Origin of the sequence: Paenibacillus ihuae (genome assembly GCF_001368795.1) — a bacterium.
GTDB lineage: Bacteria > Bacillota > Bacilli > Paenibacillales > Paenibacillaceae > Paenibacillus_AQ > Paenibacillus_AQ ihuae.
In genome coordinates this window covers 389,031-403,115 of record NZ_LN831199.1, presented here as the reverse complement: position 1 = coordinate 403,115, position 14,085 = coordinate 389,031, and the positions used below count along the sequence as shown (strand labels likewise).

Sequence of the window (14,085 nt, the reverse complement as noted above, 5' to 3'; positions counted from 1 at the left end):
TTTAGAGGAACGTATTAGAGAAGAAGGCCTGATTCTGTCGGAGACTGTACTGAAGGTAGACTCGTTTCTGAACCACCAGGTGGATACAGAGCTTGCCCTGCAAATCGGGCAGGAGTTCAAGACGGTCTTTGGACATTTGCCGGTTACAAAGATCTTAACCGTGGAGGCCAGCGGAATCCAGTTCGCCATGGCAGCGGGGATTGCGCTGGGCGTTCCCTTTATTTATGCCAAGAAAAAGAAGGCTGTTACCTTGTCAGAAGATGTGTATTCGGCACCGGTTCATTCGTTTACCCGTCAGGAAGACTATCTGATCAGCATTTCACAGAAATATCTGGGGCCGGAGGACAAGGTGCTGATCGTTGATGATTTCCTCGCTACCGGGGCTGCGCTGGTCGGACTGGCTGATATTGTTAAGGAATCAGGGGCACAGCTGCTGGGCGTGGGCTGTGTGATTGAGAAGAGCTTTCAGGAAGGGCGGAGCCTGCTGGAGAAGAGAGGCATTCCGGTGCATGCACTGGCACGCATCTCTTCCATGGCTCCGGGAGAAGTTCATTTTGTCGCTAATGAAGAGCAGATTAAGGAGAGTGCGGGATGTTAAGTAAGCAAAAGGTATTCGCCCTGGGATTACAGCATGTGCTGGCGATGTACGCGGGGGCGGTCATTGTACCGCTGGTTGTAGGGGGCGCACTGAATTTAAGCGCAGCGCAGATGGCTTATCTGATTGCCGCCGATTTATTCACCTGCGGGTTGGCCACATTACTGCAGGTAATCGGCAGTAAACACTTCGGCAGCGGCCTTCCTGTCGTGCTTGGCTGCACATTTACTGCGGTCAGCCCGATCATTGCGATTGCTTCGGGGTCTAACCTGGCGACGGCTTATGGTGCGATTATTATATCCGGACTGTTTGTTGTGCTGGCAGCCCCGGTTTACGGAAAGCTGCTGAAGTTCTTCCCAACGGTAGTCACCGGATCTGTGGTGACGATCATCGGACTGTCGCTCATTCCGGTAGCGATGAACAATGTGGCCGGCGGGCAGGGCAGCCCCGATTTCGGACAGCCCCGCAATTTGTTGCTGGCCTTGATCACGCTGCTGGTTATCCTTGTGGTGAACCGGCTGGCTACAGGCTTCCTGCGTTCCGTTTCCGTGCTGGTAGGCCTCGCTGTCGGTACGGCAATCGGCTACTTCTTCGGTCTGGTCGATTTCGCTGCCGTGGGCACGGCCTCTTACGTCAGTATTGCCCAGCCTTTCTATTTCGGCTGGCCGCAGTTTAGTGTGACGGCAATTTTCACGATGATAATTGTCAATATCGTCTCGATGGTCGAATCGACCGGTGTGTATTTCGCGGTCGGCAAGGCTACGGATCAGAAGGTGGAGGATAAGCAAATCGTGAACGGCCTGCGCTCTGAAGGGCTGGCGATCATGCTGGGCGGGCTGTTCAACGCTTTTCCGTATACGGCGTTCTCCCAAAATGTCGGCCTCTTGTCCCTGACCCGTGTCAAGACACGCAATGTGATCTTCGCGGCAGGCGGAATTATGGTTGTGCTGGGTCTGCTGCCTAAGCTGGCTGCGCTGACAACCGTTGTTCCTAATGCGGTGCTGGGCGGTGCAATGATCGTGATGTTCGGGTCCGTTGCCGCTTCCGGGATGTCTATTCTGTCCGAGGTGGATCTGCGCAAGGACGGCAATCTGCTGATTGCCGCCTGCAGCATTGCCGTTGGCTTAGGTTCCGCAGTACTGCCTTCCATGTTTGACCAGCTGCCGGAATTCGCCAGAATGCTGCTGCAAAACGGTATCGTTTCGGGATCGCTGACAGCGATTATTCTAAACATCTTTTTATCCAAGACCCAGGATCATACCGTTGCTGCAGCCTCTCCGGCGCCTGCCCAAGAGATGCAATAAAATCTTCCAAATCCAATCTATAATAAGTTTGACTGCCGATTCCGAAATAAGTGGGAATCGGTTTTTTTCTTTATTTACGAAAGTATTCCAATGTATAATTTTCACACGAGCCAGAAAGGGGCAGAGAATATGAAGAAATATTGGCTGAGCATACTGGCCAGCCTGCTGCTGGTATGCATAGTGCCGCTGTTCTCCATCCTTCAGAATGTTATGGTTAAGCAGGATATACCCGTTTCTAGGCAGGGTGTGATCGATCTGCGGGAATGGGATTTTCAAGAGGACGGTGCCGTGAAGCTGAACGGGGAATGGGAGTTTTACCGTGGCAGGCTGCTGACACCGGATGATTTTCATTCAACGCATGCGGACGGGACGGCTCCCTCTGTGTCCACGATGATTAATGTGCCGGAGAAATGGAATACCTACATATTAGATACAGATAAAAGTCAGGCAAAAGGATACGCCACCTACCGTCTGCAGGCGAGGGTTTTCGGCGGTCAGGATATTATATACGGCTTGCGGACGCTTAATATCCGGACAGCTAGCAGAGTATTTCTGAACGGACAGGAGATCGGCAGAAGCGGTCTTCCTGCAGTAACCCCGTCACAGGGGAAAAGCAACAACATTCCCTACATGGGATTTGCCGCAGTCGACGGCGATAAACTGGAAGTTATTGTGCAGGTGGCGAATTATAATTATTCTTCCGGCGGGATTGTCCAGCCGATCATCCTCGGTGACCAGTCAACGATCCTGAAGCACCGGGAATTTGCCCTGTTTGTGGACGGGGCAACACTGTTCGGTTTTTTTGCGCTTGCCTTGTTTCTGCTGATGTTCTCCAGGGTAAGGGCGAGCCGGGGAATTACGCTGTACCTGGGATTGTTCAGCCTAGCGGCTCTTGTGTACATTCTGACGCACGGAGAGAAATTGATTTCCGCTGTAATGCCCGGCCTGCCTTATGAAATTGTGCTGAAGCTGCAGCTCGCCTCCTCCACACTTGTCTATTACTATCTGCTCAGATACGTAGCTAACTCGATCAACTATCCGATGCCTCAAGCGGTTATGAGAGCCTCCAAAGCGATTACTTCCGTGCTGCTGCTGATTGCAGTGTTCGTTCCGGCACAGTACTTCAGTTATCTGGAGGGGATGCTGCTAACTTGGGGTGCAGTTTCTATAAGCTTTGTGCTCTACTCGATGGTAGTCGGAACAAGGCAAAATCCGAAGAACATGTTCCTGATGATGGTCAGTATAGAGAGTCTGAGTGTAGTCATCATTTATTATCTGGCCAGTGTCTGGAACCTGTTGTTCCACTATTACGTGCTGTCCTATGAAATTTTTCTGTTCGGATTTCTTCAAGCCATTATGATGGCCCGCCAGTATGCCGCTTCCTTCCTGGAAGTGGAGCAGCTCTCCCGCAGGCTGCTCACGCTGGACGGGCTGAAGGATGAGTTTATGGGAGCTACCTCACGTGAATTGCGCAGACCCCTGCAGGGGATTGTGAACATTGCGCAGACGCTTGTGGCAGGGGCGGCAGGCCCGTTAAACGCCAAACAGAACGAACAGCTGTCAATGGTGGTCTCCACCGGCAAGAGGCTGTCCGCATTGATCAATGACATGGCGGATTTCGCCAAGCTGAACCACGGGGATCTATTCCTGCAGCGGGAGGCTGTAGACCTGCGGAGCGTAGCTTCTTCTGTCATCGAGGTTACCCGTCATGTGACGGGCAATCCCAAGCTTAACTTCAGGCTGGAGCTGCCGGATGAACTTCCGCTGCTAGAAACAGATGAACAGCGTCTGGCGCAAATTCTGTTCAATTTACTGGCAAATGCCCTAAATTATACCCATCAGGGTGTGATAACTGTGTCGGCAAAGGTTATAGAAGATTATGTGGTTATTCAGGTAGCTGATACCGGGGCAGGAATCGCGCCGGAACGCCTGCGGACGCTCTTTGATGCCTTTGATCCGCAAGGCGCCGCAGCCCAGAAAATGTACCGTGAAAACGGTCTGGGCCTCAGCATTACCCAGAAGCTGGTGGAGCTGAACGGTGGAAGGATCGAGGTGCATTCCACCCTGGGAGAAGGGACGGTGTTCCGTTTTACCCTGCCGGTCCTGAAAGACCGGACGGCATTTCCCGCTCAGGAGTATCTGGAGATTACAGGCTGGGAAACAGCAGCCACGGCGCAGCTGGAAGAAGATCCGCTTGGACGGATTTCGGAAGGGGAATGCTGCACTATCCTTGTTGTTGATAATGATCCTGTTAATCTGCAGGTGCTTTCCAATGCGCTCCGGCTGGAGAAGCATCAGGTAATTACGGCTGTCAGCGGCCCTGAAGCACTAATGATTATGCAGGAGCAGCCTGACCTTGATCTGGTTGTCATGGATTGGGCTATACCGGGAATGCCGGCATTGGCCTTATGCCAAGCCATTCGTGAGCGGTTCATCTTATCGGAGCTGCCGATACTCGTTCTGACCGCCGGGAACCGCCCGGAGGATATTCAGACCGTTTTGGAGGCAGGCGCCAATGATTATTTGAGCCGGCCTGTAGAGCTAAGGGAATTCAGGGCGCGTGCGCAGACCCTGCTTGATATGCGCAAGTCGATCCGCATGTCTGTTGAGACAGAAATCGCTTTTTTGCAGGCGCAGATTAAGCCCCATTTTCTATATAATGCGCTTAATGCTATTATCTCGGTTTGTCCGGATGATCCGGAGAAGGCAACCGATCTGCTGCTGGATCTTAGCCAATATCTGCGCAGCAGCTTTGACTTTCAGAACCGCGGGCAAACCGTACCGATCGGGAAGGAGCTGGAGCTGGTGCGCTCTTATCTCGCTCTGGAGAAGGCAAGGTTTGACGAACGGCTGAACATTGAAATCGATGTGCCCGAGGGAATCAGGGAGCTGGTCCCGCCGCTCAGCATTCAGCCGATAGTCGAAAATGCCGTAAATCATGGACTGATGCAAAAGGAAGCCGGAGGAACGGTCACGTTGACGATCAGGCTTCTGCCGCGCCAGCTGGTGGTTGCTGTCTCTGATGACGGAATCGGAATGTCCCATGAGCAGATTGGTGAGGTGCTGTCGGAAGAACGTACCGGAGGCGGCATTGGTCTGAGAAATATTCAGCGGCGGCTGCTCAAAATATATGGAACGGGTCTAATGATTGAGAGTGTTCCCGGCACGGGAACCCGTATTTCCTTCGCCATTCCCCGAACGGATGCAGCTTTAGAATGACAAATAAGAGGTGAACCCGGCCTATGAAGGCAATATTGATAGATGATGAGAAACCTGCGCTGCAGCATCTTGAACGCCTGCTGGCCAGAGACGGGCGGCTGCAAATTACCGGCAAATACACTTCGGGGAAAATGGGGCTCCAGCATCTGCAGCAGGAGAAGGCCGATATCGTCTTTCTGGATATCGGAATGCCGGAGATGAATGGCCTGGAAGCAGCCGAGCATATTATGGGAGTGGACCGCAGTATCCGGATTGTCTACATTACGGCATACACTGACTATGCCATTGATGCGTTTGAACTAAATGCGGTAGATTATCTCTTAAAACCGGTTACTGCCCAGCGGCTGAACAAAACGCTGGAGCGGCTGGTGGGCCGCGAAGAACCGGCAGAGGAAGCTTCCGCATCCCCCGCAGCCGAAGACAATCCCTATATCCGCAGCTTCAAACGGCTTGAGTTCATGGATCAGAATGACCCCGGGCGGAAAACACAGTGGAGAACAAGCAAGGCGCAGGAGGTTTTCGCGTTAATGCTTCATTACCACGGGCAATGGATCCTGAAGGATATGATCGTGGATCTGGTCTGGCCGGACTTCCAGCCGGAGAAGGCGGTTACCAATCTGCATACAACGGTGTATCATATCCGCAAGCTCCTGAAAACCTGGGGGATGGACGTGGTTGTGGAATTTTCGCAGGAACGCTACCGCCTGGTTTTAGGGAATGTGATGCTGGATGTGGAGCAATTCGTGCGCGGCTGGCTGGGCGGACCTGTGGAGAACGAACAGGAATGGGAGCGCCGGGAGGCTGTGCTGGCCTTATACCGCGGGGATTATTTAGGCGAGCATCATTATGACTGGGCCGAGACGAAGCGCAAGGAGCTGCGGGCCAAGTATCTCCAGATGGCACTCCGTTCGGCAGAGTATGAACTGGGCTCCCAGCGTCCGCAGCAGGCACTTACCCGGCTGACTGCACTGCAGGAGGTAGATCCCTATTCGGAGGATATTTGCAGGCTGGCACTGCGCAGTTATGCGGATCTGGGTGATTTTATCGGTTTCAGAAACCACTACGAAAACTACAAAACGCTTTTGCAAAGCGAATTAGGTATTCATCCCGGCAGCATTATGGATAACTGGGTACAAAAGGTCTTTTAGTACCCTTTCCCTTCCTTCTGTTCCTGTTCAGGATGAAACGAAAAGAGGATAATTGCGTATCAGAAGCGTAATAGTTAACAGGAAGGAAGTGTAATAAGTGGATAATGGAATGGGTGTCATTCTGCTGGAAAAAATGCCGGAGGGCGACCTTCGCGTCATTGAGGAGCGCACGTGGAGCATGAATATGATTACCGCGCTGGAGCATGTCAATTACCTTGTAGTCGGCAACCGGGAGTATGAAGCGGTTGAAGGGCGGCTGAATGTGGACCAGGGGAAGCTGGAGCTTCTGCTCGTCCCGATGCGGACCGAAGACTAAATGTAGGTGTCAGGAAAGGAGGCATTAAGGTTGGAGAACGATGAGCAACAACCGAAGGGACCGGACAGAGAATCAGCCGGTTCCAAATTGTTTAATGCGGAAGGCAAACCGCTGCGTGTATTGTCTACCTCGCTGGGCATTGCGCTGCTGGCCAATGCGATGTTCATTCCGGGAGGCGTTCATGCAACCGGGAGCGGCAGCGGAGAAGAACCGCAGCTGGTCTCCTGGTCGACCGAAGAGGTCAAAGCTTATTTTGACAAAAATGTAGACTGGAACATTCCCTATCCGGAAGAGAACGCTGGAGAAACGGTGCAGGAGGGGACGGGAGTTGTTACCTCAGGCGGAACGACAGTCATCAATAACTACGGCGGCTACAACTCCGGGTTTGGCTGGGACGATCTGCTGCTCTACCACATGCTGTTCAACAGTGGTTCCTTCTATTCGTCCAGAGGCTGGTACAATGACCGGCCAACCTATTACGGCGGTACACGGACTACCTATAGACCGCCGTCTTACAACAGCGGCAGCTTTCAGAATAAGCCGGTCGCCGGGTCAGTGGTTAAGCCGAGAACATCCACCTCTTCCACGGGTTCAATCACCCGAAGAGGCTCTTCCAAGGCCGGCGGGGTCGGAGGCACATCAAGTGGCCTGGGCTCTTCCAAGAGTTCAAGCTCCAGCAAGTCCGGTTCGTCATCCCGGTCCGGCTCCAGCAAGAGCGGTTTCGGCGGATGACCAAGGTAGAGAGTGTCTTTCAATTACTGGATCAGTCAGCGCTGGAACGGGCGCCCCGGGTAGAACAGCTGCGTGAGCTGGGCTTTACTTGGGCTGATCTTGGGGGGGAAGAGTACTGGCTGGATGCTATTGCAGTCATGCCGGGAGAGCTTTACCGGGAGCTGGAGGAGGCTTCCGGGAAGTTATGGATGATCCTCGACAAAGCGGTACGGTACGTCCACCGCAGGCATGATCTGTATGATCTGCTCGGCATTCCTCCTGTACTGTGGCAGATGCTGGATGATATGCCGCTGCCGGAACCGGGCCTGATCAGCCGTTATGCCCGGTTTGATTTTGCCGTGGCGGATGACGGCAGTATTAAGCTGCTGGAGCTGAATGCGGATACGCCTACAGGTTATGTGGAAGCTTCCATTGCGACACCATGGATCTGCGGGCAGGCCGGAATATCCAGCCCGAATGCTGGGATGAAGGAGCAGCTTGCCGGAGCCTGGGGTGAGGAACGCCCGGACACGGCAGCCTGTGTGGCTTATGGCTCTCATCAGGAGGATTCCGGCACGATTGAGGCGCTGGTCCGCCACAGCGGCCTGGACATTAAATGTGTGGATTGTCTGGATTTATGGATTGATAACGGAACGGTATATGACGGGGAGAACCGGAGAATTGAGCGGATGTTCGCCCTGTATCCGAAGGAATGGATGGCGGTTGATGAAGGCGGAGATGCCCTTGCTTATGCCATAGAGACCGGGCGCCTGCAGCTGTTCAACGGCCCGCACAGCATTCTGCTGCAGTCCAAGGGACTGATTGCCGCGGTATGGGGCATGTATGAACTTGGGCTGCTGTTTACCGAAGAAGAACGCGGGGCCATTTCCAGCTACATCCTGCCGACCTACAACAAGCCGGTATTCTCCGGAAGCTTTGTGTCCAAATCGGTGTTCGGACGTGAAGGTGGTTCCGTACGCCTGTATGGGGACACCGGAGAACTTGAGCTTCAGGATGAGGAAGGCTTTGACAGCAGTGTATTATTCCCGACCGTGTACCAGAAGCGGGCACAGCTGGCCCGGATTCAAACGGCGGAGGGCGAGCTTCATCTGCTGACCGGCATGTTCGTGATTAACGGGAAGCCCTGCGGGCTGCTCGGGCGGGCAGGCGGGCCGATTACAGGCAATGCCAGTCATTTTATCGCGCTAGGAGTGAGGGAGCTTGAATAGGAACCAACGGAGAGAGAAGCGGATCAACGGAAAGGCGAGGATCCGGCTGAGTGCAGTGTTGGGTATGCTGCTGCTTGCGGTGCTGCTGAGTGCATGCTCCAGCAACGAAGACAGCGTATTTCATACCGGGACTTCAGCAGAAACAACCGCCAGCGTATCACGTGTACCCTGGGATTACCGGGTAGTAGAGAGTACAGTGGGCGATTTGGTAGGCAGTGACATGACTGTATTGCCAGATAATGAGCTTCTGCCCAATGACGGCAATTATGCTACGGGCGACAAAATTTGGACGCTGCAGTTTATGGATGCCGAGTTGACTACAGATGCTGATCAGAAGAATGAGGTCCGCCTGTCCGCCTGGACTACGATCAAATCGTACGGGACGCAAGAGACGGCAGCGGAAGATCTGAAGAATCTGAAGGTATCGATTACCACCGATGTTGATCTTGTCGGGGTATACAAGACCAAGTACCAGGAGAAGACGAGAAACTTCGCCGTGCTTGAGCTGCCCTCCGGCAACCGGATCAAGCAGCCGATAGACGATAAGCGCTACACGGCACTGGAGAAAGCAAAGACAGCCTCTGTAGTGCTGGAGGAAGTGCATGATTTCGCCGATTATGATTCGGCTTATGCGAAATTTCGGGGGTGGGCAAATTGACGATAGTTATTAATCTGGTAGTAAGTGTTTTAACGATCATTCTGCTGCAAGTGCTTGGCATGGTCGTCTTTACCTTGATGACTCCATATAAGGATATGGACGAGATTAAGAAGGGCAATGTCGCTGTGGCTCTGGCGCTCGGCGGCAAATTCCTGGCTACGGCGATTATCATTGGGGTAGCGGCCTATACGAATACGTCGATCTGGCATATGATGCTGTGGTTTACTGTAGGGTATGTCTGCCTGATCGCAGCGTACTGGATATTTGAGCTGTTTACCCCTGGCTTCAGAATATCCGAACAGCTGCAGAAGGGAAATGTAGCCGTGGGCACCATGCTCTGTCTGGTTTTCATCGGAACCTCCTTTGCCGTGAGCAGTCTGATCATTTAAGCTTTTGGGGCTGCCCCGCACGGTGTCATCTGTGCGGGGCACCACATTAATTAGGGAAGAGGGGCGGGCGGATGCATTTTCTCCTCAGAATATCAGGAAAGCTGATGGCTCTTAAGAAGAAGACCATTGCACTTATGATTCTTTGTTTTGTTGTTCTGAGCGCCACCATTGCCTACACACTGGAGCCTGGTACCTTTAACAACTGGTTCAACGCGTTCTACTGGGTAATGACAACGATGTCTACCGTCGGGTATGGCGACTTTTTTGCCAAGACGTTTTCGGGTAAGCTGTTCACTATTTTTCTATACATTTTTGGCATCGGTCTGTTGAGTTTGGTTATCGGCAAAGTTGTTGAAGCCATGGGGGAGATACAGAGAAGGAGAGGAGCTGGAACCTTGAGCTTTCACGGGAAAAATCATGTGCTGCTGATTAACTGGAGCCGAAAAACACAGGCGGCTGTGGATGAGATTCTATGTTATGACCCGAGGTGCCGGATTGTCATCATTGATGAGACAGGCCAGCATCCGCTGGAGCAGATGGAGCAGGTGCATTTCATCAGCGGCGATGCCTCGAGCGACGATATTCTGCTGAAGGCCGGCATCAGGGAAGCAAGAGCGGCCATTGTATTTGGCGACAACCGCATAGACGAAGCCTCGCTGATTGACGGCAAATCGCTGCTGATTGTCTCCAGCATTGAGCGGATCGCCCCGCAGGTACATACGACAGTCGAGATTATGCAGGAGAAAAATATAAAGAATTTCCGGCATGTTCATGTGAATGAGTTCGTACTCTCGCATGATGCCATCTCCAGGCTGGCCGTGAGGTCGGCACTGCAGGAAGGGAATTCTGAGGTGATCAGCCAGCTGCTCAGCCGCCAGCATGGCGATGACATCTATGAAGTGCCGCGGAATCCGGCCTGGCGAACCTACGGGGAAGCCTTTCAGGATCTGCTCCTTCAGGGGGCTACCCTAATTTCCGACCATAGCGATATGGGCATTAACCGTAAGCTAGACCAGCCGATCCCGGCCGATGCACGTTTGTATATTGTCACCGATGAAGAAACTTACCGTAGAATCAAAGGATAGGAACGGCAATGATCTAATTTATTCTTCATACCCATAGAGCTGCCGAGAGTTGTTTTCGACCTGAAGGCAGCTCTATTTGTGTTATAAGTCCGGCTTTTTACAAAAAATAGCAGGTAAAACGAATCATTTATTATTTTGACACAAAATGATTGGTGAAACTGTCAACTTTGTGACTAATATTACCGTAATATAGTTATCGACAAAATACGCCTTTCATGGAGAGTGATGATTTGGGTAGAGGACACAGCACAGTTCTTGCTTGTCTGATGTCTCTTGCCTTCCTATCCGCCTGTAGCAGTGGGGCGGAGCCGGTGCCTTCAGCAAGTGCAGCAGTGTCGCCCAGTCCATCAGCGGGACCTGTGCAGCCGTCAGAAGAGAATGTAAAAGAAAAGCAGGAAGTATATAATTTCATAAATACGAAACTCACCGGCCCCTTTGGAGTGTATACCAACTTACTGGATACGGATCAGTCGGCAGAAGCCGCCACCGGTCATGAGGTATTAAGCGAATCAGCCTCCCTGATGATGTTAGGTGCTGTCCGCAGCGGTGATGCACAGCTTTTTGCCCGGCAATGGGCGCTCGGTAAACAGACCTTCGACATGGAGGGCGGATTCAGCTACCGGTACAGCCCGAAACTGCAGAAACAGTACGCGGTTAATGCGGCGGTGGACGACCTGCGGATGATCGGTGCTTTATTTGCTGCGGGAGAGGTTTTCGGGAATCAGCAGTATACAGAGGAAGCTGAGCAATATTCCAGAAGATTCTATTCCAGTAATGTTAAAGACGGAAACATGTATGATCTATATGACAATTTATACCAACAAAATAACGGGTTTATTACTTTATGTTATATTAATCTGAGTGTGTTGCGAAAATTGTCGATTGATAGCGAATATTTGGATATTTTGTTGGATAATATGAGCGGAATTCTTGAGGAGGGCTATCTGTCAGACCAGTTTCCTTTCTATGAAACGAGATATGACTATAAGTCTGGAGCATACGAATCGGAACATATCAATACAGTAGAATCGCTGCTGAGCATACTGAATTTGGCAGAGGTGGGCCGCCAGCATCCGGAGAGCATCCGCTTCATCAAGCAGCAGGTCGAGGCAGGTACGCTGTACGGACAATATACCCGTGAAGGAAAACCGGCGAATGATGTCCGCTCCACAGCAATCTATGCGCTGACGGCGATGATAGGTGCGGAGGCCGGTGATGATGCCCTCTATGAAGCAGGTATCAAGCGGATGAACGAGTTCAGAATTACCGATCCTGCAAGTCCGCTGTACGGCGGGTTTGGTGATCCGAATACCGGCCAGGCGTACTCTTTTGACAATCTGATGGCTTTATTAGCCTATTCCTATCAGCCCAAAAACGAACAATAACGAAGGTGAATCCGCATGATCTACAACACTGTGAAAACAACCCTGCGGCAGGGCGTCATGCTTGCCGGCTTCCGTGCATCCCCCGCCTTTATAGCGGCCTTCGGAGTACTGCTGATTACGGTGATCGCCCTGTTTACGGCTCCCTATATCGGGATGGCTGATAACGGTGACTTTTTCCGCAATATTTACAGCAACGGACTCTATTTCAGCCAGCCGGATTATGACAGCCAGTATTTTGGCTATTTCGTGAAGCATTTTGGAATCTATCAATACTATAACGAGAATGGGGCGACCCTTGATTCTTCCCAGTCTCTGTTCATCAAGCTGGCTATAGCCCTGAATAAACTGCTGTTCAGCAGCACGGTGTTCGATATCCGGTTCCAGGCGGCAGTCTATACGATTCTTTATGTAGCCGCTGTTTATTTGCTGGTGGAAGCGATCACGTGCCGGATGACCCGGAAGCAGGGGATGATCGTGGCGGTGCTGGCGGTTTTTGTTTTTGGCGATACGGGATACACCGCTTATTTCAATTCTTTTTACAGTGAGAGCCTTGTGCTGATCATGATGCTGTTTATCTTTGCCGCATGGCTGCTGCTGTACCGCAAGCGGTACAATGATTATTTTCTGCTGGGGCTGTTTGTAATCAGCGGGCTGATTCTGACGACCTCCAAACAACAGAATGCTCCTGTAGGCATTATTTTATCGGTGCTGGGTATCTCGCTTTTGTGGGTAAGGAGAGACCGGATTTTCCGCATTCTGACGGTGGTCTCGCTGATTCTGCTGCTGGCTGCCGGAATTGGAACCTATCTCAATATCTCCAAGGAATTCGTAAACATCAACCAGTATCATGCGATGACCCGCGGCGTACTGCAGGATTCTGCCAATCCGGAGACTTCGCTGGAATCCTTCGGGATCAATGGGCAGTATGCGATTCTAAAAAGCAATATTTACTATGAGCAATACGGGACGGTCGATGTGAATTCTCCGCTTCTGGAGAAGGATTTCTACAGCAAATACGGTTTTGTCTCTATTCTGAAATATTATGTCAGGAACCCTAGCCAGCTCAGCTCGATGCTCAATGTGGCTGCCCAGAGCGCTTTTTCGATCAAGCCGGCGGCTATGGGCAATTATGAGGAAACGGCGGGTAAGGAATTCCGGGCCCAGAGCCACTTTTTTACACTCTATAGTCTGTTGAAGGGGATTCTGGCCCCCAAAACCTTCGGGTTCATTCTGCTCTGGATGGTGCTGGTCATCGGTTTGTATATGCCGTCCTTTATAAAAGCGTTGAAGGCGCGGGATCCCAGGGGTTTGCAGCGGATGATGCTGATTGTGGCCAGCATGGCGATAGGCTTGTCCGGGATTCTGGTTTCCATCATCGGAGCGGGGGATGCGGACATCTCGAAGCATGAATTTTTGTTCACCCTGTCGTTTGATCTGGTCTCGCTTCTGGCAGTATCCGGTGTGGTCGGGCGGAGAGTCTCGGGCAGCCGCGAACCGGCAGCGGACAGAGCCGGCCAAATTCCGAAGGTGCAGGAGGGCGTCAGCGCATGAGCCGGCATAAGGATGCCGGGCTCACGCTGCTGGTGGCGCTGCTGCTGATTATAGCTGCATTAGTCCAGCCGGCTGTCCCGGCTCACGCTTCCGCCGAAGCGCAGCCCGCCGTGCAGCAGCCCAAGGTTCTGCTGCTGTATGACAGCCTGGCAGCAGGCACCCCGCGGGAAGGCAATGTGCGGGAGTTGCAGCGCCAGCTGGCCGCGTATCATGTGCAGGTCACTGTGGCTGCGCTGGACCGCTATGAGCAGGGGATGATGACGGCGTTCTCAAGCGTCATAACTGTTATCAATGCGGCTGATCTGACGCTGTCTCAGAATAAGCCGTATATGGAAGATTTAGAGCAGTACAACGGACAATATTTGCATATTGGCTATCAACCCCCGGCCAGGCTGGAGCAGGCCTTGCAGCTGTCCGCCGGACTGGCGGAGGAGGAGAGTGCAACGCTTACGGCCGGGGCGTTCCGCTCAGAGGATCTTAAGCTGCTGCAGGTGC

At 52.4% G+C, this 14,085-nt stretch carries 12 protein-coding genes and 1 pseudogene; all 13 read left to right on the top strand.

Annotation, left to right across the window (positions count from 1 at the left end; translation table 11 throughout):
- The coding region (locus tag AQR02_RS21435; protein ID WP_054942457.1) for a xanthine phosphoribosyltransferase at positions 1-598 on the top strand (598 nt) is incomplete at its 5' end.
- On the top strand, positions 592-1,899 hold the full coding sequence (locus AQR02_RS21430; protein WP_054942456.1) for a nucleobase:cation symporter-2 family protein: 1,308 nt from the start codon (positions 592-594) through the stop codon (positions 1,897-1,899). The genes AQR02_RS21435 and AQR02_RS21430, both read left to right, overlap by 7 nt.
- A gap of 129 nt (positions 1,900-2,028) precedes the next feature.
- Entirely contained in the window at positions 2,029-5,118 is a 3,090-nt protein-coding gene (locus AQR02_RS21425) for an ATP-binding protein (RefSeq protein ID WP_054942455.1), read from the top strand.
- Between the two features lie 23 nt (positions 5,119-5,141).
- Complete coding sequence (locus AQR02_RS21420; protein WP_054942454.1) at positions 5,142-6,266, top strand: response regulator; 1,125 nt, start codon at positions 5,142-5,144, stop codon at positions 6,264-6,266.
- Positions 6,267-6,375: 109 nt separating this feature from the next.
- Complete coding sequence (locus AQR02_RS21415; RefSeq protein WP_054942682.1) at positions 6,376-6,582, top strand: hypothetical protein; 207 nt, start codon at positions 6,376-6,378, stop codon at positions 6,580-6,582.
- A gap of 30 nt (positions 6,583-6,612) precedes the next feature.
- Entirely contained in the window at positions 6,613-7,314 is a 702-nt protein-coding gene (locus AQR02_RS21410; RefSeq protein ID WP_425340020.1) for a hypothetical protein, read from the top strand.
- A complete protein-coding gene (locus tag AQR02_RS21405; RefSeq protein ID WP_054942453.1) occupies positions 7,311-8,522 on the top strand; it encodes a glutathionylspermidine synthase family protein in 1,212 nt (403 codons plus the stop codon). Before AQR02_RS21410 ends, AQR02_RS21405 begins: the two co-directional genes overlap by 4 nt.
- A complete protein-coding gene (locus AQR02_RS21400) occupies positions 8,515-9,180 on the top strand; it encodes a hypothetical protein (protein ID WP_054942452.1) in 666 nt (221 codons plus the stop codon). Before AQR02_RS21405 ends, AQR02_RS21400 begins: the two co-directional genes overlap by 8 nt.
- Complete coding sequence (locus AQR02_RS21395; RefSeq protein WP_054942451.1) at positions 9,177-9,569, top strand: DUF350 domain-containing protein; 393 nt, start codon at positions 9,177-9,179, stop codon at positions 9,567-9,569. The genes AQR02_RS21400 and AQR02_RS21395 overlap by 4 nt, the downstream gene beginning before the upstream one ends.
- Positions 9,570-9,673: 104 nt before the next feature.
- Positions 9,674-10,654: a potassium channel family protein gene (locus tag AQR02_RS21390; RefSeq protein WP_342447490.1), complete on the top strand. Its 981-nt coding sequence runs from the start codon at positions 9,674-9,676 to the stop codon at positions 10,652-10,654.
- 215 nt (positions 10,655-10,869) lie between these two features.
- Positions 10,870-12,039: a glycosyl hydrolase family 8 gene (locus AQR02_RS21385; protein ID WP_054942449.1), complete on the top strand. Its 1,170-nt coding sequence runs from the start codon at positions 10,870-10,872 to the stop codon at positions 12,037-12,039.
- A gap of 15 nt (positions 12,040-12,054) precedes the next feature.
- Positions 12,055-13,590, top strand: coding sequence for a glycan biosynthesis hexose transferase WsfD (gene wsfD / locus AQR02_RS21380; RefSeq protein ID WP_054942448.1), 1,536 nt, complete (start codon positions 12,055-12,057; stop codon positions 13,588-13,590).
- Positions 13,587-14,085 (top strand): annotated as a pseudogene (locus AQR02_RS21375) (hypothetical protein); the annotation flags it as partial. The gene wsfD and the pseudogene AQR02_RS21375, both read left to right, overlap by 4 nt.